Genomic DNA, 21,331 nt, shown 5'->3' with positions numbered 1-21,331 from the left:
TCAAGTTGTTTTACCTTTACTTACAATTAAACACATTCATCACACCGAAATAAGGAATCTGTATACTCGAACAGAGATGAAAGAAATATATATAATGACTGGGATACAGGCTTTATCGAGTCGTTTCCTCTAAGGATAACGAGTCTGGTGTTTTAAAATATGGAAGCTCTCTATGATGGCTTTGAGCGTTAGAAACACCATTTAAAACTGAATGCCCTCCTCTAGTAATGTAATTAAATTTTCCATGCCAATGGGTCGGGACATATAGAACCCTTGACCACAGGCGCAGTCCATCGTCTTTAAATATTGGTATTGTTCTAATGTTTCGATCCCCTCTGCCACTGTTTTTATATCGAGAGACCTGGCTAAATTGATGATGGTATCTAAGATGATACGGTTATCTTTTTCATCATCCAGATCACTGATAAACGCTCTGTCTATCTTTAAACTATCGAAAGTAAATTGATGCAAATAGCTAAGCGATGAGTAACCTGTACCAAAGTCATCTAAGGCAATCTGTATCCCCATTTTCCTTAATGAATCTATTGTTAGCTTAGTATCATTAACATTGCTCACAATTGTTTGCTCTGTGATCTCCAAACACAAGTGTTGTAGTATTAATGGATCTTTCTCAAATTGCTTATTAAAAACATCCATCAAATTCGGTGAATTAAAACCAGCACCTGAGATATTAATGTTTAACCTGAAGGGTTTAGCTAGCAGATTTCGCCACATGAAGATAAAATCCAAAGCCTTCTGTGCGACATAAATATCTAGCTTATGCATGTAACCAGATTTGATAAGTTCAGGAATAAAAGTATTCGGCGCAATTTTACCTTGCTCCGGATGCCCCCATCGAACCAGACCTTCAGCCGCCGTGATAGCCCCGGAACTCAATTGAATAATAGGCTGAAATTCAAGATAAAACTCATGGTTTTCTATAGCAGATAGGAACTCTCTCTCAATCTTGTATGTTGATGTGGAGGTGTCTGATTCTGCCGGTTCATAGTAAAAAACCTGATCCCTACCGAGTAACTTAGCTTGGTACATGGCTTCATCAGCCTGGATCAGCAATGTTTTCGCTGAAATATCTTCACCATGATAGAAGGAGCAACCGATACTGGTTGACGTCCTGATTTGAGAACCATCGATAGTTAATGGCTTACGTACTTGTTCAATGATCTTCTCAGCAACCTTCACGACCTCTTCACTACCACTGCCTGTTTCTATTAAAATGGCAAACTCATCACCACCTAATCGACAAAGTGTGTCGCAGGGCTTTAAACATGCTTCGATTAACAGGGCAATTTGTTGCAGTAGTTGATCCCCGATATGGTGACCAAAACAATCGTTCACTTGTTTAAACCTATCCAAGTCCAGAAATAAAATTGCTAAGCCCGTTTCAGGCACCCTTTTAACATTATCCAATGCATGCTCTACTCTGTCGGCAAACAAGATACGATTGGGTAACAAGGTCAAGGGATCGTGTAATGCCAAAAACTCCAGTTCAGATTTAGCATTCATTCGCTCAATGGCATTTCGAATATGTTTAGCGACAAAAGTAAGCAGTTGTTTGTCTTTTTCCTGAAACACAAAACTTTCCGAATAACTTTGAACGACAACGATCCCTTTGAAATCATTATCTCCAAAAGGGACGCCTAACCATGCTTTGGGTAATGATCCTCGAATATACATCTGTTTGTCTGCGATTTTTTCAGCCATCTCCTCTTCGAAGATCAACAAAGGTTTATTACTGTTTAACACATAGCCGGTGATACTCGGCCTGTCGGCATCGAGAGGAATAACTTCATCCTCTTCAACATCATCTTGCTCATCAACACAATAAGGCAGAGTCAGTGTTGTCCCTTCGTCGGTCATCAAGGCAATGTAGAAATTCTTAGCGAAGGTTAATCTGGCAATACATCCATGCAATCTTTTATAGAACTCCTTAAGTGAGTCCGTTTCAAAGATCAATTCCGCAATCTCAAATAGAGTATCTTGAATTTTACTGCTGTACTCTAACTCTTCGATTGTATGCTGCAGCTTATTTAAGGTTTGGTTTTTACCAATTTTGATTGCAGCAATCGAGGCAATAGCAAAGAGTGTTTTTTCATGTTGGTGGTTAAAGAAGCCTTGCTGATGATGCTCCGAGTCTATAACGCCAATGACTTTCCCATCGACTATCATAGGAACGGCTAACTCTGATAATCGGTATTCATCATCGATGATGTATTCGGCGTACTGACGGGTATCTGCAATTAATACAGGGGTCCTAGTTTCAGCCGCTTTACCTACTACACCCTCACCAACTTTGATCTCGATAGGGTGCAGAATTTGGTAACGATGGGGATTCTTGTTACCAAATGAGGCTTTTTGACAGAGTACCTGTCTCTCTTCATCCAGTAAATAAACGACGACATCTTCAAAACCCAGCTCAGATACAACATTATGAGCCAGATGCCACAAAATACTCTCAACCTTATTGATAGAAAGCATCTCGATTGCAAACTCGCTTACAATAGCTAAATATTTTGCTTCGATATCTTCAAGTGCTAACTCTTCTTTCATTCTTACCTCGGTGGTTGCAACGAATTGAATGCAAGAATATATGTGATCAACTTAACAGTTAGCAGCGCAAAATTACAGTTAGCGTGGGAAGTATTTGAGGAGAGCTAATGAGACAGATATAAAAAAGGAGGCATAAGCCTCCTTTAAGATTGTATTGCGCGCAACAACTATCGAACTTTTCGATCTTCCTGCATAAGCTCTGAGAAGCCTTCATACACGGCTTCGACCACAATGTTATCTAGAGGCTTATCTTCTGAGTCATGAAGGTAGATCCGCGTCTTATCTTCGCTGTCTCCCTCTTTTAGCAACATTCGATAAGAACCTTCCTCAACAGGGAGTTGCTTTTCACTCCATAGTGAACTCCAGAAACCTGAATCATCGCTAACCTCGATGTAATAAAGGCCTTTATTGCTGTCCATATCAACAATTTCGAAGCCCATTTCCGGTAATACGATACGTAAGCGATCCCAGGTACGTTGGAACGGCGCATCGGCTAACCAATAAGACTGTTCAGCCGCTTCACCTTCAACACTTGCTAGCGCACCTTTTACGACATTAACGTCGATACCCAAGCTCTCTCTGAGACGTTTAGCCTTGATAGCCTGAGCCCGTTTTACACTCATATAGGCAACAGCATTGTTCAACATATCAATGGTGTAGCGGCGTTTATCTTCGCCACTCAAGATGATGTCTTGCTGCTTACCATCAAAACTTTCTTCATGGTCAAGCAAGTTAATGACTATGTTACCACTGCGTCCATGGGGACGAACATCCACTTCAAACTGATAGCGTTGGCGAAGTAGATAGATATCATCACTGCCCCAAAGACTAGAGTCGATGACTTCTTCGCTTTCAATCCAATCCGTTTCAATTAATCCTTTGTCATAATCTTCGCTGAGAACGGAAATCGACTGACTCGTCAAATAGTTCTTCAGCACGGTGTAAAGCTCTTGCTTCAGATCAACATCATTATCGATGGACTCGACAACGATCTTGATGTTGTCCCCGCTCTCTTCGACATGAGTCCCTTCCGCCATAGGTAACACTTGCAATGGCGGTCTGATATCCAAAAGTTTACCAACAAACTTATCATCGACCTTCGGATTAAGCTTTGGAATATCATACTCTTTACTATAAGTAGGAGTATTTAATCCTTCCGGAATGATCAAAGCGGGTTGCACTTTCACATTGGTATACTCGTCCCCACCGTTCGCTTGTCTGCGTTCCACCGGTGAACTACAGGCCGTTACGGCAGCGATGAGAACTAAAGGGGTCACTTGCTTTAACATCTATTATTTAACCTCAATTCGAGCATTTTTCATTGCATCTAACAACAGACCATGAAACTCAGTAGAAAGTTCCGTTAAAGGTAAACGGATTGCGCCCTGACTTATAAGCCCCATTCGATGAACAGCCCACTTCACGGGTATTGGGTTCGCTTCGCAAAACAGGGCACTAAATAACCCCTTAATTGAATCTTCGGCCGCCATCGCAGCCTGAACATCACCCGCTAACGCAGCGTCACACATCATTTTAAACTGTTTCGGTACTATATTATTCGCAACGGATATAACACCATCGCCGCCAAGAGTCAGAAACTCTCTGGCTGTGGCATCATCACCGCTATAGAGAAGAAAATCATCTCCACACAGCTCACGCAAGCGTTTAACACGACTCACATCACCGGTCGCTTCTTTGACACCGATAATATTCGGCACCTCAGCCAATTCAGCCACCGTCTCGGGTAACATATCGACAGCAGTACGACCCGGTACGTTATAGAGTATCTGAGGAATGTCTGTGCTCGCGGCAACGGCTTTATAATGCGCGATGATCCCTTTAGGGCTAGGTTTGTTGTAATAAGGAGTCACACCCAACATAGCGGCGACCCCCAATTTTGACTGGGCTTTGGTTAACTCTATAGCTTCGGCCGTTGCATTTCCGCCATTTCCGCCAATTACAGGTAATCTACCCGCGGCAAATTTCACAGTCTGAGATACGACTTCGATATGCTCAGGAATGGGTAAAGTAGCAGACTCACCTGTGGTGCCTACGGCAACGATGGCATCTGTACCTTCAGCAATATGGTACTCAACTAAATTTTCAAGACTTTTATAATCTACTGAGCCATCACTATTCATTGGTGTGATTAAGGCTACGATGCTTCCGTTTATCATGTGACTTCCCCAAGAATTCAGGATTCGCTATGGTACTGATGCTAACCGCTAAAAACAAGCATTTCAGCGTTTGGTTAGCGTTAAGACTTTTTCATTATGAAAAGTATTCAACACTCTCAATGACAGACATAGCCAATCCGATTCAATATGCAGACCACAGAGCCTAACATTTTGAAGACACCAAGGGATAAGATGGGGATCTCATCTTGCGTAACTTATGGTAACATTAGCGGCTGTTATTAAACGTGGTGTTACCTATTACGTTTTTTCTAATAATTCGAATTGATAAGGAGAATTCATGTCCAACCATCTTGTTGTTACTGCGCTGGGTACCGATCACCCGGGAATTGTCAGTAAATTTGCAAGACTTGCAAGTGAATGTGACTGCGACATCGTCGATAGTCGAATGGCCTTATTTGGTAACGAATTCACATTAATCATGATGCTATCCGGCTCTTGGGCTTCAATCACTAAGATGGAAACAAATCTTCCGAGTCTCAGTGTCGAACTCGAATTAATGACAGTGATGAAGCGAACCTCGAAGCATACTGCACAAAATTACATATCCAGACTCGAAGTCACATTCAGCGGCAGTAACCAACGCGGCACCATGAAAAAGATCACTCAATTCCTAGCCGACCGCTCTCTTGATCTGGCAGCTGTGAGATCTCATGCCGATGAAGACGATCAAGGCGACCCGTCCCAAAACGTATTCCTCACCATTAACGTACCAGAGAAAGTTGATCTGGAAAAATTAGAAACCAGCATTAATGAACTCGCCGATGAGGTCGCGTTAGACTGCACCATCAAACGCATGCAAGGCATAACATCAAAGTAATCTAGACCGTACAGGAATAATAATGAACACATTGATAAAGGGCGACTCAGCCCCTCTTTTCGAGCTGAAAAACCAAGACGACCAGCTTATCTCATTGTCGCAATGCCTCGAGCAGGGACCGGTCCTCGTTTATTTTTACCCTAAAGCGTCGACTCCTGGGTGTACAGTCCAGGCCTGTGGATTAAGGGACAGTAAAGAAGAGCTCAATACGTTGAATGTGACGGTATTGGGCATTAGCCCTGATCCTGTGCCAAAACTCAGCCGTTTTGCCGAGAAACAGGAACTGAACTTTTCCATTCTAAGCGATGAAGACCATGCCATTGCCGATGCATTCGGAGTATGGGGAGAGAAGAAGTTTATGGGAAAAATCTATGACGGTATCCATAGGTTAAGCTTCTTGATCGGCCAAGACGGTAAAGTCAGCCATGTGTTCAATAAATTTAAAACGAAAGAACATCACGACGTAGTTCTTAATCATCTGAAAGATGCTTAAACAGATTTTAATAGTCATAAAAATGCCCGCGATAGCGGGCATTTTTGTATGAAGACATTCTATGATAAGGCTTTCTATAATATGACTATAAGCAGCCCCTTATAAAAAGGCTCCCATCAATGACCACAGAACTTACAAGTAAGGCCATAACAAGACCGCCGCAATGGTCCACATAGTCATGCAGATAAACCTGTCTAAATAGCTCCAGGCTTTAGGGTTTTGAAATAATGGACTTAAGTATCTCGCACCAAAACTTAAACTAAAAAACCACACAAACGATGCCAGTACGGCACCTGCGCCAAACAGAGGACGGTCAACACCTTCAAACTGAGCACTGATGCTACCAAGCAAGACAACCGTGTCCAGATACAGATGCGGGTTGAGCAAACTAATACCCAAAGTTGTCAACACCGCAGCTTTAAGGGTTTCAGTCCCTTTCGTCGCACCTTGAGATATGGTTTGCTCATTAAACGAAGACCTTAAAGCCTTTGCACCATAAACCAGCAAGAAGATCGCCCCACCAATACTGGCAATATCCTTAATCAATGGAAAGGCCAAAATCAAATGACCCAGGCCTGCCACACCAGCCGTTATCATTAAGGCATCGATCAATGAACACAGTCCGGCAATGGGTAAAGAGTGCGAACGCTTCAGCCCCTGCTTTAATACAAACGCATTTTGTGCGCCCACCGCCATAATAAGGCTTCCGCCAATTCCTACACCCTGAATAAATGCCTGCATCTGTTTCGTTCCAACGTCATACTACTAATTGATCGCAAGCTTACCTAATCGACAAAAATAAATATAACTAATGTTTTTTATGGTGTATAAGTAAAACTTATACTGGGTAATTTATTTTCGGAGAAGCTAATTTGCTCGATTACACACATCTACGCGCCCTTTCAATCGTCATATCTGAAGGAGGGTTTGATCGTGCAGCTAAGGTACTTTGCATCACTCAATCTGCCGTTTCCCAGCGCATAAAACAGCTCGAAGAGAGAGTTGGACAAGCCTTAGTGATACGCTCAAACCCTGTGGAGGCGACGCCAACGGGTAAAAGGCTCCTGCGGCACTACTCACAAGTTCAGCTGCTGGAAAGTGAGTTAAGTGTAGAAATGGACGCCGATAACCCCAAACTTCCTACAATAGTGAAAATTGCCGTTAATGCCGACAGTCTGGCCACCTGGTTCCTTCCGGCGCTTTGTGAAGTATTTAAGCGCCATCAGTGGTTATTGGAATTGATTGTCGATGATGAATCATATACCCATAATCTGTTGAAAAATGGAGAAGCTGTAGGCTGCGTCACTACCACCCAAGCCCCTCTGGCGGGATGCAGCAGCGAATACCTGGGTGAAATGGAGTACCTGTGCGTTGCAACGCCTGAATTTATCCAAGCGTACTTCCCAATCAATATTTCACAAACATCACTCGAAAAGGCCCCTGCGGTTGTCTTTTCAACCAAAGATAAGTTGCATGAAAAATACCTGAGTAAATATTTTAAGATGTCCCCGGGGAGTTGGCGCGAACACAAAATCCCTTCATCTGAGAGCTTTCTCGATGCCATCATTCAGGGGTTAGGGTATGGATTGGTCGGGCACCTTCAAGCAGAACCTTTACTTGAAAAAGGCGTGCTTGTCGAGTTAACCCCGGGGAAAAGGAAGCGTGTGCCTCTCTATTGGCAACACTGGAATATTAAGGCCAAACAAACGACCATAGTCTATCGTTCATTGGCGGTAACTGCGAAACAGTCCCTCTGTTGATGACAGTGTAAGGAATATACAGAATTTATAGCTGAGAGAGCGACATAACCTCTGTAATACCAATCGGTATAAAGTAAGAATTTAGAGTCAACAAAAAAGGGGCTAAGCCCCTTTTTTACCACACATAGGTTCAACCTACTCGGTTTTCACTTCGACGCCATTAGTTTGAGAGTTTGGCGTCGGCCAGGCATTTAACACCGCCTTCACCAGTGACGCCAAGGGTATCGCGAAGAAGACTCCCCATACACCCCATAAACCACCGAAGATAAGTACTGCAGCGATAATAAACACCGGGTGAAGATCGACCGCATCAGAAAAGAGAAGTGGAACCAGTAAGTTACCATCCAAGGCTTGAATAATACCGTACCCTAACATCAGATAACCAAATTCAGGACTTATCCCCCACTGGAAAAATGCCACCAGCGCTATGGGTAGAGTCACTAACGTCGCGCCTACATAAGGGATCAGCACTGAAAATCCAGTCAGCACGCCAAGCAGTGCGGCATATCTGAGATCCATGATGGCAAAGAAAATATAACTCACGCCACCAATAATAACGATCTCTATCACCTTCCCCCGAATATAGTTAAAGATCTGCTGATGCATCTCATACCAAACTTTACGAGCAAGTTCCCGGTTAGTCGGAATAAACCGCTTACTGCCCTTTATAAGCTCATCTTTATCTTTTAGAAAGAAAAATACCAGTAAAGGAACCAAAATTGCGTACACCATCAATACGAGTAAAGAAGCCGAATAGCCAATTATCTGCTTACCGATGTCGAGCAGATGCTGAGTATCAAGCATCTTCTTGAGCTCACTCACCATACTATCTAGCTGATCAGGGTTAACAAACTGGGGATACTGATTCACATAACTCTGGGCCGTATGAAGTCCCTTATCCAGCATAGTTGGCAGATCGGTGATTAATGCAACACCCTGCTTCCAAATACTGGGAACCAGACCGAAGGTGATCAGCAACATAGTGCCAATAAACAAGACCAGTACCGCCGAGGCTGCAGTAGTCCGGTTCATTCCAACCTTTATCATCTGTGCAACCGGCCACTCGAGTAAAAAGGCCAACACTAATGCCACCAATAATGGTGCCAACAAGCCACCAGCAAAGTAAATTGCCAGGGCAATCCCCATCAATATAAAAACTAAGGTTACCGCCTGAGGATCGCTAAATCGCTCTTTATACCAAGTAGTTAATAAATTTAACATTCAAGATTCCTGAAGTTTTGCATTCTAGTTCTAACGAAGATTAGATATTTTTATTGTTAGCATATTCTCATCATTACACACCTCAGAATACCGATATCCGACTTTTTTTAAAAAACGGGGAACATCCTGCCTGGACCCAATGTCAGATAAAGAGACACTGAGTACCTCTCCATCTTCAAGTTGTTTTAATGCGAGTTTTACTTTAACTAAAGCTAATGGACAACGTATTGCCGTTAAATCGATAGAGACCATAATATTCATACTATGAATAAACCTACGTCATTATCCTGAGTTGCACGGCAAACCACAAGTTATGCCATAAGATAGTAAGAGATATGGATGAAACAAAACCGTGTTTTAAACTGTTTCATAAAAAAGTGTTAATTAAAACAGGCTTTCAACTATAGCTTAGTGCTTGATATAGTGAGTTAGCGAGCGCAGGTTTACATTTGTTTCACTGTGTACCTCATACTAAAACAAATATGGATTAAGACTTACTCTGCGGGTAAAATCAAAATGCTGCAGAACATTTTTAGCTTGTCTTCTTAGGACAACATAGCCCTAATTTAAGGATCAGTTTGAGTAAAATTACTTCGCCAAAATCTCTTCTCGCAGGTGCATTGTCACTTATTTTATGTGCAACCGCGCCTTTGAGTCTAGCTAATAACGACCTCCCTGATCTTGGAACCGCCGCCGTTAATACCTTTAGTCTCGAGAAAGAGACGGTATATGGTGACGCCTATATGCGGGTTATCCGTTCATCGGCTCCTGTACTCAATGACCCGGTCCTGAATCAATACCTTACTGAGTTAGGCAATAAGCTCGTCGCTCATGCTACTGGTGTGAAAACCCCCTTCTACTTCTTTCTGTTAAGAAACGATGAGATCAACGCGTTCGCTTTCTTCGGCGGCCACGTGGGCGTTCACACAGGTTTATTTCTCAATGCCGACAACGAAAGTCAGATAGCATCAGTATTAGGCCATGAAATAACTCACGTAACTCAACGACATTTAGCACGCTCATTAGAAGCACAAGAGAAAAGTTCAACCGCAACCATGGTAAGCATGTTAGGTGCGATTTTATTGACTATAGCATCACCTCAGGCTGGCATGGCGGCGTTAGCAACGACACAGGCATTGGCGACACAAGCCAAGATAAACTACACCCGCCTGCACGAGAAAGAAGCCGACAGGATCGGGATGCAAATTTTAGTCGATGCAGGTTTTGACCCAAATGGTGCTGCTGACTTTTTTGCTAAGCTGGCCACCCGTTACCGCTTTACGACTAAGCCTCCGCAAATGCTGTTGACTCACCCGCTTCCGGAGTCCCGTATCACTGAGGCAAGAAACCGAGCGACTCAATATCCTCACAGATACATCCCCGATAATATCGACTTTCAACTGGCGAAGGCCCGTATTCAGGTTAGATTTTCAAGTTACAGCGAAGAAGCCGCATTAGCATTGTTTGACACCCAACTAAAAAAGCGCAGCTACGCATTTAAAAATGCCGCGCTATATGGGAAAGCCTTAGCGCTATTTAGAGCCGAGCGTTTCGATGAAGCTGAAAGCATCATAGATAAGCTGATTAAAGAAGATAAAAATAATTTATTCTACATAGATACTAAGACAGATCTGCTGGTACAAAGACAAGCCAATGATGATGCTATTGCATTGCTGGAAACCCAGAGAAAACTAAAGCCCACCTCGCAAGTGGTCAATACCAATTTGGCAAATGTTTATATTGAGTCGGATCAACCAACTAAAGCCATACCTCTGTTAGAGGATATGATTTTTCTTGATAAACAAAATCAACTCCCGCTATTTTTACTCAGAGATGCCTATAAAAAGACGGGAAATAAGGCGATGGAACATTTTGTTAATGCTGAATCCATGGCCTTGGGTGCAGACTATAAAGGGGCCATCGACCAGTTAAACTTTGCTTATAAATTATCTGCCGACAATCCACTTCAGCTCGCAAGAATTGAAGCCAGAATCCGTCAATTCAAGCAGTCAAACAGAGCCTTAGAAGAGTTAAAATAATCATACTCCACCAGCTACCCGAACTGATGTTTTCGTCGGTTCGGGCAGTTGGTTGCTAACCACCTTAGCATAAGAACTTAAATAACCAGGCTGGACTATACCAACTACTTTTTCCTGCTCGTCAGTTAAGCTGCTATCCAGCTGAATTTTTTAAAACGTTCTACATTCAAGACAAGTTGTGATAACCCTCTAGAAAGACACAATAAAAATACAACTATCAGTGATTTCCCTAGGGAGGTTTTTGTGACTTTGCTCACCTTTTGAAGTATGATAGCGACAAATTTCACATGAAGATGTATACCCAATGACTCAAGTTACTATCATCCACAATCCACGCTGTTCAAAAAGCCGTCAGACTCTGGCGTTACTACAAGAGCAAGGCTGTCAAATTCAAGTTGTGGAGTACCTGAAATCGCCATTAGTCAGAAGTGAAATCGAAGGCTTATTGGCAAAGCTTAATATCAGTGCCCGCGAATTGATGCGCACCAAAGAAACCGAATATAAAGAGCAAGGATTAGCAGATATTGATCTCACAGAAGCACAACTTATCCAGGCTATAATCCAGACACCAAAATTGCTGGAGCGTCCAATAGTGCTCGCCAATGACAAAGCCGCCATTGGCCGACCACCTGAAAACGTGCTTTCAATATTATAAGTTAAGGTAAGCTAATGAGCTCTAACACCTTGTTTCAATTATGCCGGGCAGGTTATATGACTCTGGTCATTCTATTAAGTGCCTGGTTCATCAATAAAGGGGTAACGGGCGAATACTCTCCCGTGTTCACTGCGCTGTGGATCATTCCACTGCTGCTTCCGCTAAAAGGCGTATTAACCGGCAAACCTTATACCTATGCTTGGGGAAGTTTCATCATCTGTTTATATATGCTACATGGGTTAACTTTACTCTATGTGACTGACAAACATCTGATTTTTGCCCTCACTGAAGTCATGCTACTGGGTGCACTACTGATTGGATTCCCTTTTTACGCTCGTATTCGAGGTCGTGAATTAGGCCTGGGATTAAAAAAGAGAAAGAAGTAGAAAAAATAGTACCAAACAAAAAAGCGCCTCAGGGCGCTTTTTTTCATTAAGAAATTCATACTCCGCCCGCCCTTTTAATGGATACAATATCTTCACTTTAAGAACTCCAAACTAGGTGCTATATTTTGATGAGCCAATACCAATCGGTGTAACACAATAATAATTCGAAGGATATATCTGAAATGAATACTGTAAAAACAATCATATTAGTCAGTATATTATCCTTATCAGCCTGTGGTGGCTCTGATAGCAAGGACTCCATACCTGCCCTTCCCCGTTGTGAACAGCCATCACAGTTCACAAGTGTAGAAACTGAATCAGATTTAGAGTTTTTAGTTGAGCAGGAATATCAGATTAATCAGTCGGCAGCCATCATCGCAAGAATAAACAACCAGGATAGCGACGGCTTAAACTTTAACTGGCAACAGTTAACAGGCCCGGCTCTTATTTTAAAATCGATAAAGAGCCCTGTTTTAGCGTTTCAGGCAACAAAGCCGGGGAGTTATACTTTCTCTGTGACCGTTAGCGGCATTGAGATTTCATTAGAGCAAGATATTGAATTAACTATTTCGGATGGGCGGGTAAATAGGTTAAATGTTCGCTCGGATCATCAGGTCGTAGAGGGAAATAACGTTAGCTTCAGAGTCGATAGAGTCAATGATCAGATCCCATCTGACTTAAGCTGGTGTATCGCCGCGGGCCCGGATCTTGATCTCGATACCAGTAACATCGAAAGCCCGCAATTCATTGCGCCAGAGGTAAACACTGATACTATAAGCCGGCTTAGAGCGACCGCCACTATTGCAGGAATTCAAACATCTTCAGATGTCACCGCGCTGATTACCCATGAAAAAGTTATCACCTCTGAGTATTTTGATAAACCGATAGCCAGAACCCATCCCTACAAAGGCGGCAGCCCGTATGCCGAAAGCCTTAAAGCATGTGTTTACTCTAACCAGCTAACCGCACCTTGTAGCATCGAGCAGTTACCATTGATTGGACAGATACAAGCACTATCTGAGAGAGATAAAATCTTAGACCGATTACTGGTTTCTCATCAATGGATGGGGGAAAATTTTGAGGCTTTTCTGAATGAAATGGATCCTGATAGTGACTTTTCCAGACTATTGCAATCGGTAACGGCAGTCGTGATTAGTTACGATATTCGCCCCTCTTTCTATTGGGCCTTAACCGGGGCTATCTATCTGGATCCAAATGATCTTTGGTTACTTGCCCAGGAACGTGACGTCATCAATGAGGCCGCTGACTACCGAACCCTATTCGGTAATGAGTTAAAATTTATTATGCCTTGGCGCTATGTCAAGAATAACCAATATGTCTCTTACAGTGTGCCACGAGAAAACCGTGCCGATCGGACCATGGCAGAATTGGCCCCGGAGCTTTCATCACTCCTTTATCATGAACTCGGCCATGCAAATGATTTCTTTCCGCGTTCTGTACACGATACCATCGAAGGCGGCACCTTACTCGAACATTACAATAGAAGATCCCAAGCAGGTGAATTAGTGTCGGATCGGGTCACAGCTCAATATCCACTGTACAGTGATGAGCTCACATCTCTGGCTAATGTCAGCTTTCGTGGTCATTCGGCTACGGCGATTCAGAAAGCCTACATGCCTGCGGATATTACACAATTCTTCTCAACAGACAGGGCGACAGATTATTACGCTTATTCAACTAAGCGTGAAGATACGGCGATGCTGTTTGAAGAGGCGATGATGAGTCATAGGTATGGGATCTTACGTGATGTCGGGATAACGGATAGACCGAATAGCCCTACCGCAAGTAACATTCTTGTTGATTGGGGGCAGAGAGGTCGAATAGCTGAGGATACGATCCAAGCCAGAGCAGCATTTGTGATTGATGAAATATTACCTGAACTCGATGGTGATCCTTTAGTTGAGGCGCTTCCTGATCCTATCGAGATGACCCAAGGTTTGTCATGGCTAGATAACTTAACAATTTCACCGGTTCTATCACTGTCATCAGAGTCTGAGCGACACTCAAGACAGGCACCGAACGATAATCAACCGCTGAGAGTGATACCGGAACTCAGAGTTAGCGGCGACAGACATAAGACAACTGATAACGAGAGATAATGGCTAAAACGAAGCTCAACTGAAAGTCTCAAAAGCGCAACTCAATGTGAGTCGCGCTTTAAAACTAGTTACGCTAACTGCCTAGGCTCAGCTACGAAGGCATGACTTGCAAGCGCTACAGCCTGAGCATCTCTTTTACGAAGGGGATAGTTAACTTTCGCTGATGAACGAGTGAGTCTTTGTCCAGCCTGTCTAACACATCAAACAAGGTTCTTAAGTCTCTTGCCAGACGGTTCAAGAGAAAACGCCCTACATCTTCGGGTAACTGTAATCCACGCATTGCAGCCCGTCGTTGTAATGCGGCTAACTTCTCATCATCGGCCATGGGCTGCAATTGATAATTCAAGCCCCACTGCATACGAGATACTAGATCGGGCAGAGCAAAACCTGAGTCAGTTGGGGAAACGCTCGCACTAACAATCAGGGAACAATTATCGTGCTCTAAAACGCGATTATAAAGATCAAAAATAGCCTCTTCCCAGAGAGGGTGACCCGCAATGGCATCGACATCGTCAATACAGATAAGATCGAGCTGCTCCAGACCTTCCAGAAGCACAGGCGATATGCTCGCATGAATTCCTAATGGTAGATAAAAGCTACTTCGCTCCAGATCATTTGCATGAGCACAGGCTGCATGCATAAGGTGTGTTCTACCCGACTTGACCGGTCCCCATAAGAAAACGCTTCTATCTGCCCGTCCTTCGGCACAGGCTTGCAGGCTTTGAATTAGTTCGTCATTACCCGCTGCTGGATAATAACTATTAAATGTTTCATCATCAGGCAGGTGTACCGGTAATGATAGTTGTAAAGGTGAGTTTGATTTCACTCAGATATATCTCTACTTCTCTAATTTAACGCGATGTAACTTAGATACCCATTTTAACATGAGTATCCATGAATTTGAATGACCTATCCTTGCCAGCGATATTCTATGCCGACGCTCTCTTCGGAAGTAAAAGGATCTGAGCCCTGTACTCTATTAAAGGGATCGATATCTAAGCGCTCTTGTGGATGAACTCTCGGTTCTAAATTCATCAAACGATGAAGATCCTCTTCGGTTCCAAAAAGTTCTAGGGTATATCGCGCCCTAGACCCATTTAACTGGGTAAGCTGTACAGACTTTACGGCACTCAACTGTTTTAAATACTTCTCAATTGAGACTAACTGCTTCATATCTGTGATGTCGATAAAATCAACATAACTGTCTATTTCGGCTCCGGTATCGGCAATAGCATAACGGCCAACATAATATTCACTCACAGTGGATATTATCTCTGTCACTGCCGCATTGATATCACCAACCACATCACGCTTACTCACCAAGGGAGTATGCATAGGCTCCCCCTTCCCTACCGGATATAGAGCCAAATTGTATTTCAAGGGTGAAGCGGTCGTATCGATCGAAGCCATCACAAAATAATCTGCTTGATAACGCTGAGACGCGCCGTCAACTTGCTCGGCAAACATCCCGCGAATATCATTCGCCGAGACTTTCATATTATCATCGAGATCCATTAACGGAAATAACAGCGGCACTCCCTTAGCTTCTGATTCTACTTGAAATAAACTACGGCTCTCTAATAAAGAGCCATCATTAACAATAACTCTCTCGCCAGGAAGTTCTTCCACAACCCAGACTAATGTCAGTGGCCTTTGCTTACCCCATACAGGCTGCTTTGCTTCTCTCAATAGGCGGATGACGCGTTTATGGTCAAAACTGACTTGAAGGTAGAGCTCTCCATCAAGCTCTTGATATCCAAACTGGCTGATTAGTGCCGTCGGTTGTTTCACCATAGCTGCAATACTTGGATGTGCCAGCGTCGAGTTCGAGCCTGAATTTTTTAATATGACGCTCTTCAGACCCACTGAGATGGCTTGTTTCCGCTCTGCAGCAGAACGAGAGTCGACGGGCACTAGACTTTCATCAAGTTTAGAAACCTCGGCAGCATTAGCCATGTTTACTTGTAATAACAAACAACTGGCAAATAGGAGAGAAGAGTTTAATAAGGTTTTCAGCATGTTCTACTGTTCTAAAAAAAACGAATTATCAAAATTGTACCACAACTTCTCTATCATCTGAATTCACTTAATCATGATGGAAAAGCGTAAAACATTGATAAATTGCATACATAATCGGCAAACAGTGACGTCTGCCGCTACCAAACATTCATCATACTGGTAACATTAGCAGGTTTACCCTATAAGAGAATAATAATGAAAAATATTGCACTTGCCCTACAAGGGGCGCAAATGCTGTTTGTTGCTTTTGGTGCATTGGTCTTAATGCCTCTACTCACAGGCCTGGATACCAATGTCGCTTTATTCACCGCAGGTATAGGAACCCTGTTATTTCAGTTAATAACAAAACGCCAAATACCGATATTCCTGGCTTCATCTTTCGCCTTTATTGCCCCTATAATGTATGGAGTTCAAACCTGGGGGATCCCCTCCACCATGGGCGGGCTGATGGCTGCGGGTGCAGTGTATATAGCCCTAGCCAGTTTAATAAAACTAAGAGGTGATAATTTTATTAAACGATTACTGCCTCCTGTCGTTGTCGGACCGGTAATTATCGTTATCGGACTAGGACTGGCACCAGTTGCCGTAAATATGGCACTCGGAAAAAGTGGCGATGGCAGTCTGGTACTTGTAGAGCAAAATACCGCCCTAATAATCTCACTATCGGCGCTATTAACAACGGTGAGTATTGCCATTTTTGCTAAAGGCATTGTCAAATTAATGCCCATTCTCGCTGGGATAATTGTAGGCTATGGACTGAGTTTGAGTTTCGGGATTATCGATTTCAGTCCCGTAGCGACGGCAAGTTGGATTTCTATGCCAAAATTTGTTGCCCCGGAATTTAACTGGCATGCCATCGCATTCATGATACCTGTGGCCATCGCACCCGCTGTCGAGCATATTGGTGATATTCTTGCCATCTCCAATGTAACCGGCAAAGACTTTCTGAAAAAACCCGGGCTTCATCGCACACTCGCCGGCGATGGCGTAGCCACGATCGCCGCTTCAGCCTTCGGTGGACCACCAAATACCACTTATTCAGAGGTGACAGGGGCGGTAACCTTAACTAAAGCGTTTAACCCTGTGATCATGACATGGACTGCAATTACTGCGATTGTTCTGGCTTTTATCGGGAAACTTGGTGCACTGATGCAAACTATCCCAGTCCCTGTTATGGGCGGTATCATGTGCCTGCTGTTTGGTTCTATTGCCGCAGTTGGTTTAAATTCGCTGATTAAGAATAATGTCGACCTGAATGAACCCAGAAACCTCTGTATTGTGGGTGTGACCTTGGTCTTCGGTATTGGCGGAATGGCCTTCGGCATTGGCTCATTCAGTCTGACGGGGATCAGCCTTTGCGGTATCGTGGCGATCACAATGAACTTACTACTGCCTATGCCTAAAGAGGAAGTCACGGCATAAGCCGTGATGTGATTCACCAACAGATAAGCAATAAAAAAGCCTTTCAGGAGAAAGGCTTTTTTTATGTCAAATCTGTCACGTTCTGAGATAAGTCAATAATCGCCCGCCATCGATACAACGGGACTACAAGTTACTGTTTATCAGGCGGTTACGCTTGCTCTTCTGACGGATATTTTGCAGCAGTTTCGGTGATCAATGTTTGAAGCTCACCTTTTTGATACATCTCAGTTAGAATATCACAGCCACCGATCAACTCACCTTCAACCCAAAGTTGTGGGAATGTAGGCCAGTTAGCATATTTAGGTAGCTCTGAGCGGATATCGGGATGTTGTAAAATATCAACAAACGCAAATTGAGCATTACAGTTAATCATAATTTGAGCGACTTGAGATGAGAAGCCACAGCTAGGTAACTTAGGAGAACCTTTCATGTAAACAATGATTGGATTCTCTGCGATCTGCTGTTTGATTTTCGCTACGGTTTCGTTTGTTTCCATTTTTAATTCCTAACTTACGCATACAATGATTAATAAACTCCCCTATTGTACTTCAGGTATAACCAGAACAAAAACCTACTTTTAGTAGGGTTTTAACGATTCCTCTTAATAAGGTGTCAACTAGCATGCAAAACTTGAAAAGAACACTTAATTGCAGCATCAAATTCAGCAGGGCTCCTCAATAAAACCCTGGAAAAATGGCAATTGGGGAGATTGAATGCGTCCATTATACAGTTAACCGTTTTTATAGATTGCTATAATCGTAAAATTAATCATACTCTTAATGGCATTTTCAAATAGAATCAACGCTAGAAGCAAAATATTACAACTATTGATGAGTGGAGAATCGCAATGGCTTTTGAATTACCCGCATTACCGTATCCAAAAAACGCACTTGAACCTCATATTTCTCAGGAAACCATCGAATACCATTATGGTAAGCATCACAATACCTACGTTGTAAAACTAAATGGCCTTGTAGAAGGCACTGAGCTGGCCGAAAAGAGTCTTGAAGAGATCATTAAGTCATCTACCGGAGGCATTTTTAACAACGCAGCTCAAATCTGGAATCACACCTTCTATTGGAACTGTTTGTCTCCAAATGGCGGTGGAGCCGCAACAGGCGCAGTAGCAAAAGCTATAGATGAAGCATTTGGTTCTTTTGAGGCGTTTAAAGCTAAATTCACCGATGCTGCAGTCAATAATTTTGGTAGTGCATGGACCTGGTTAGTTAAGAATGCTGACGGCTCTGTGGCAATCGTTAATACGAGCAACGCAGCAACGCCGTTAACCGATGACAGCGTGACACCAATTATGACTGTGGATGTTTGGGAGCATGCGTATTATATCGATTATCGCAATGTTCGCCCCGATTACCTCGCACATTATTGGGAGCTGGTTAACTGGGACTTTGTGAATCAAAATTTTAGCTAAAAAATTATTTCCAGCCGGTTTTTAAACCATAAAACGAAGGAGCTTTTCAAGCTCCTTTTTTATACTCCTTTGGTAATACTCTATATAAAACCACCCTAGCTCACAGTTGCAACTGTTGCATTTGCAACTGTTTCTCATTGTTTTCATTTGATTTTTTTAATACTAATTTCAGTTATTAGGTCTAAGATTAATACTAGGAGACTGGTTTTCAGTTATCGCTTTCATCTAATTTAGGCGTTTCAGGGGGTGGAAAATGGGCATATTTGAGCATTACCAACAGCGCTACGAAAAAAAGCTCGATGAGGAATATTCATTACAGGAATTTTTGGAGATCTGTAAGAAGGATCGATCAGCCTATGCATCGGCTGCCGAAAGGTTACTGATTGCAATCGGTGAACCTGAAGTCGTTGATACATCGAAAGATCCAATACTCAGTCGAATTTTCTCTAATCGGTTAATTTCCCGGTTCCCGGAATTTAAAGATTTTTATGGTATGGAAGAGTCTATCGAACAGATAGTCGCCTACCTCAAACATTCGGCCCAGGGTCTTGAAGAATCGAAGCAGATCCTCTATTTATTGGGTCCTGTCGGTGGCGGTAAATCATCGCTCGCAGAGAAATTAAAAGCCTTGATGCAAAAAGTTCCTGTCTATGTGTTAAGTGCCAATGGGGATAGAAGCCCGGTAAATGATCATCCATTTTGCCTATTCAACCCTGAGGAGGACAGTGGACTATTAGAGAGTGAATATAACATTCCGTCCCGCTACCTTAAATCAATCATGTCTCCATGGGCGGTGAAGCGTTTACACGAATACGGCGGGGACATATCTAAATTTAAAGTTGTAAAAGTATACCCCTCTATTTTGGATCAGATGGCCATCGCTAAAACAGAGCCGGGAGATGAAAACAATCAGGACATCTCAGCCTTGGTTGGTAAGGTTGATATCAGACAACTAGAACATTTTGCTCAAAATGATGCAGATGCTTACTCCTACTCCGGCGCATTATGTCGCGCAAATCAGGGCTTGATGGAGTTCGTGGAGATGTTTAAAGCACCTATCAAAGTACTGCACCCACTATTAACAGCGACTCAGGAAGGGAATTATAACGGCACCGAAGGCCTGTCAGCCCTCCCCTATAACGGCATTATTCTCGCGCACTCGAATGAGTCTGAGTGGACGACCTTTAGAAATAACAAAACCAATGAAGCATTTCTGGACAGGGTATATATCGTAAAGGTTCCATACTGCTTAAGGGTTTCCGAAGAGATCCAGATCTATAATAAATTGTTAGCCAATTCAGAACTATCACAAGCACCTTGTGCTCCCGGCACGCTAGAAACTCTCGCTCAGTTTAGTGTACTGTCACGCGTGATAGCACCGGAGAACTCCTCAATCTTTTCAAAAATGCGCGTCTATGATGGTGAGAGTCTAAAAGACACAGATCCTAAAGCAAAATCATACCAGGAATACCGTGATTACGCCGGAGTTGATGAGGGAATGCATGGCCTATCGACCCGATTCGCCTTTAAGATCTTATCTAAGGTGTTTAACTTCGATCATAGTGAAATTGCAGCGAATCCGGTACACCTTTTCTATGTACTGGAGCGACAAATTGAGCAGGAGCAGTTCCCGACTGAACTTGCCGAACGCTACTTAGAGTCTCTGAAAGGCTACTTAATACCAAAATATGTTGAGTTTATAGGTAAAGAGATACAGACGGCCTATTTGGAGTCATATTCAGAATACGGGCAAAATATTTTTGACCGCTATGTCACCTACGCCGACTTCTGGATTCAGGATCAAGAGTATCGTGATCCGGAAACGGGGCAACTGTTCGACCGTTCGGCCCTTAATGCAGAACTCGAGAAAATTGAAAAGCCTGCCGGGATCAGTAACCCTAAAGACTTCAGAAATGAGATTGTTAACTTTGTACTCAGAGCTCGCGCCAACAATGAAGGTTCAAATCCATTATGGACGAGCTATGAAAAGCTGCGTACGGTTATTGAGAAGAAGATGTTTTCCAATACAGAAGATCTTCTGCCGGTCATCTCATTTAATGCCAAAACATCAACCGATGATCAGCGAAAACATGATGACTTTGTGAATCGAATGATGGAAAAAGGCTACACCAAAAAGCAAGTCAGATTACTTTCAGAATGGTACCTGAGAGTAAGAAAGTCTTCTTAAAATAGACATTCAGGGA

General features: G+C 43.0%; 19 protein-coding genes. 10 read left to right on the top strand and 9 right to left on the bottom strand.

Going from position 1 to position 21,331, the window contains the following annotated elements:
• Positions 1-201: 201 nt before the first annotated feature.
• The 3 genes from EKG39_RS06125 to dapA form a co-directional block, all read right to left on the bottom strand.
• Positions 202-2,568: an EAL domain-containing protein gene (locus EKG39_RS06125; protein WP_126504873.1), complete on the bottom strand. Its 2,367-nt coding sequence runs from the start codon at positions 2,566-2,568 to the stop codon at positions 202-204.
• 167 nt (positions 2,569-2,735) lie between these two features.
• Positions 2,736-3,857 carry an outer membrane protein assembly factor BamC gene (bamC, locus tag EKG39_RS06120; RefSeq protein ID WP_126504872.1) on the bottom strand — a complete coding sequence of 374 codons (1,122 nt, stop codon included), beginning with the start codon at positions 3,855-3,857 and terminating at the stop codon, positions 2,736-2,738.
• Between the two features lie 3 nt (positions 3,858-3,860).
• The gene (gene dapA / locus EKG39_RS06115) at positions 3,861-4,745 is read right to left on the bottom strand and encodes a 4-hydroxy-tetrahydrodipicolinate synthase (protein ID WP_126504871.1); all 885 of its coding nucleotides are present in this window, start codon (positions 4,743-4,745) and stop codon (positions 3,861-3,863) included.
• A 298-nt stretch (positions 4,746-5,043) separates the two neighbouring features.
• Here dapA and EKG39_RS06110 point away from each other — a divergent pair, with 298 nt between their 5' ends.
• Together EKG39_RS06110 and bcp are read left to right on the top strand one after the other, a co-directional pair.
• Entirely contained in the window at positions 5,044-5,583 is a 540-nt protein-coding gene (locus tag EKG39_RS06110) for a glycine cleavage system transcriptional repressor (protein ID WP_126504870.1), read from the top strand.
• Between the two features lie 22 nt (positions 5,584-5,605).
• Positions 5,606-6,076, top strand: a complete 471-nt coding sequence (gene bcp, locus EKG39_RS06105; protein ID WP_126504869.1) for a thioredoxin-dependent thiol peroxidase — start codon at positions 5,606-5,608, stop codon at positions 6,074-6,076.
• Positions 6,077-6,208: 132 nt separating this feature from the next.
• Here the strand turns inward: bcp and EKG39_RS06100 are convergent, their stop codons facing one another.
• Positions 6,209-6,817 carry a LysE/ArgO family amino acid transporter gene (locus EKG39_RS06100; protein ID WP_126504868.1) on the bottom strand — a complete coding sequence of 203 codons (609 nt, stop codon included), beginning with the start codon at positions 6,815-6,817 and terminating at the stop codon, positions 6,209-6,211.
• Between the two features lie 131 nt (positions 6,818-6,948).
• On the opposite strand from EKG39_RS06100, the gene EKG39_RS06095 reads away from it, so the two are divergent.
• On the top strand, positions 6,949-7,836 hold the full coding sequence (locus tag EKG39_RS06095; RefSeq protein WP_126504867.1) for a LysR family transcriptional regulator ArgP: 888 nt from the start codon (positions 6,949-6,951) through the stop codon (positions 7,834-7,836).
• 135 nt (positions 7,837-7,971) lie between these two features.
• On the opposite strand, the gene EKG39_RS06090 is transcribed toward EKG39_RS06095, so the two are convergent.
• The gene (locus tag EKG39_RS06090) at positions 7,972-9,057 is read right to left on the bottom strand and encodes an AI-2E family transporter (protein WP_126504866.1); all 1,086 of its coding nucleotides are present in this window, start codon (positions 9,055-9,057) and stop codon (positions 7,972-7,974) included.
• Between the two features lie 30 nt (positions 9,058-9,087).
• Positions 9,088-9,309, bottom strand: a complete 222-nt coding sequence (locus tag EKG39_RS06085) for a sulfurtransferase TusA family protein (RefSeq protein ID WP_126504865.1) — start codon at positions 9,307-9,309, stop codon at positions 9,088-9,090.
• A gap of 326 nt (positions 9,310-9,635) precedes the next feature.
• On the opposite strand from EKG39_RS06085, the gene bepA reads away from it, so the two are divergent.
• The 4 genes from bepA (at position 9,636) to EKG39_RS06065 (ending at position 14,257) form a co-directional block, all read left to right on the top strand.
• Positions 9,636-11,096 carry a beta-barrel assembly-enhancing protease gene (gene bepA / locus EKG39_RS06080; RefSeq protein WP_126504864.1) on the top strand — a complete coding sequence of 487 codons (1,461 nt, stop codon included), beginning with the start codon at positions 9,636-9,638 and terminating at the stop codon, positions 11,094-11,096.
• Positions 11,097-11,400: 304 nt separating this feature from the next.
• Positions 11,401-11,751, top strand: a complete 351-nt coding sequence (gene arsC / locus EKG39_RS06075) for an arsenate reductase (glutaredoxin) (RefSeq protein WP_126504863.1) — start codon at positions 11,401-11,403, stop codon at positions 11,749-11,751.
• Between the two features lie 14 nt (positions 11,752-11,765).
• Positions 11,766-12,137: a DUF2069 domain-containing protein gene (locus EKG39_RS06070; RefSeq protein ID WP_126504862.1), complete on the top strand. Its 372-nt coding sequence runs from the start codon at positions 11,766-11,768 to the stop codon at positions 12,135-12,137.
• A gap of 182 nt (positions 12,138-12,319) precedes the next feature.
• Complete coding sequence (locus tag EKG39_RS06065) at positions 12,320-14,257, top strand: hypothetical protein (protein ID WP_126504861.1); 1,938 nt, start codon at positions 12,320-12,322, stop codon at positions 14,255-14,257.
• A 115-nt stretch (positions 14,258-14,372) separates the two neighbouring features.
• On the opposite strand, the gene hda is transcribed toward EKG39_RS06065, so the two are convergent.
• Together hda and EKG39_RS06055 are read right to left on the bottom strand one after the other, a co-directional pair.
• The gene (gene hda / locus EKG39_RS06060) at positions 14,373-15,083 is read right to left on the bottom strand and encodes a DnaA inactivator Hda (protein WP_126504860.1); all 711 of its coding nucleotides are present in this window, start codon (positions 15,081-15,083) and stop codon (positions 14,373-14,375) included.
• 83 nt (positions 15,084-15,166) lie between these two features.
• Positions 15,167-16,213, bottom strand: coding sequence for a DUF2066 domain-containing protein (locus EKG39_RS06055; RefSeq protein ID WP_246028420.1), 1,047 nt, complete (start codon positions 16,211-16,213; stop codon positions 15,167-15,169).
• A 258-nt stretch (positions 16,214-16,471) separates the two neighbouring features.
• On the opposite strand from EKG39_RS06055, the gene EKG39_RS06050 reads away from it, so the two are divergent.
• Entirely contained in the window at positions 16,472-17,698 is a 1,227-nt protein-coding gene (locus EKG39_RS06050) for a uracil-xanthine permease family protein (RefSeq protein ID WP_126504858.1), read from the top strand.
• A 148-nt stretch (positions 17,699-17,846) separates the two neighbouring features.
• Here the strand turns inward: EKG39_RS06050 and grxD are convergent, their stop codons facing one another.
• Complete coding sequence (gene grxD / locus EKG39_RS06045; protein ID WP_126504857.1) at positions 17,847-18,194, bottom strand: Grx4 family monothiol glutaredoxin; 348 nt, start codon at positions 18,192-18,194, stop codon at positions 17,847-17,849.
• 351 nt (positions 18,195-18,545) lie between these two features.
• Between grxD and sodB the strand changes: the two genes are divergently transcribed.
• Both sodB and EKG39_RS06035 read left to right on the top strand, forming a co-directional pair.
• Positions 18,546-19,127, top strand: coding sequence for a superoxide dismutase [Fe] (gene sodB / locus EKG39_RS06040; RefSeq protein WP_126504856.1), 582 nt, complete (start codon positions 18,546-18,548; stop codon positions 19,125-19,127).
• Between the two features lie 253 nt (positions 19,128-19,380).
• Complete coding sequence (locus EKG39_RS06035; RefSeq protein WP_126504855.1) at positions 19,381-21,315, top strand: PrkA family serine protein kinase; 1,935 nt, start codon at positions 19,381-19,383, stop codon at positions 21,313-21,315.
• Positions 21,316-21,331 lie beyond the last annotated feature (16 nt).

The organism is Shewanella atlantica (genome assembly GCF_003966265.1).
Lineage (GTDB): Bacteria > Pseudomonadota > Gammaproteobacteria > Enterobacterales > Shewanellaceae > Shewanella > Shewanella atlantica.
Note: the sequence above shows the minus strand (reverse complement) of the source record. Positions and strands in the feature narration are given on the sequence as shown.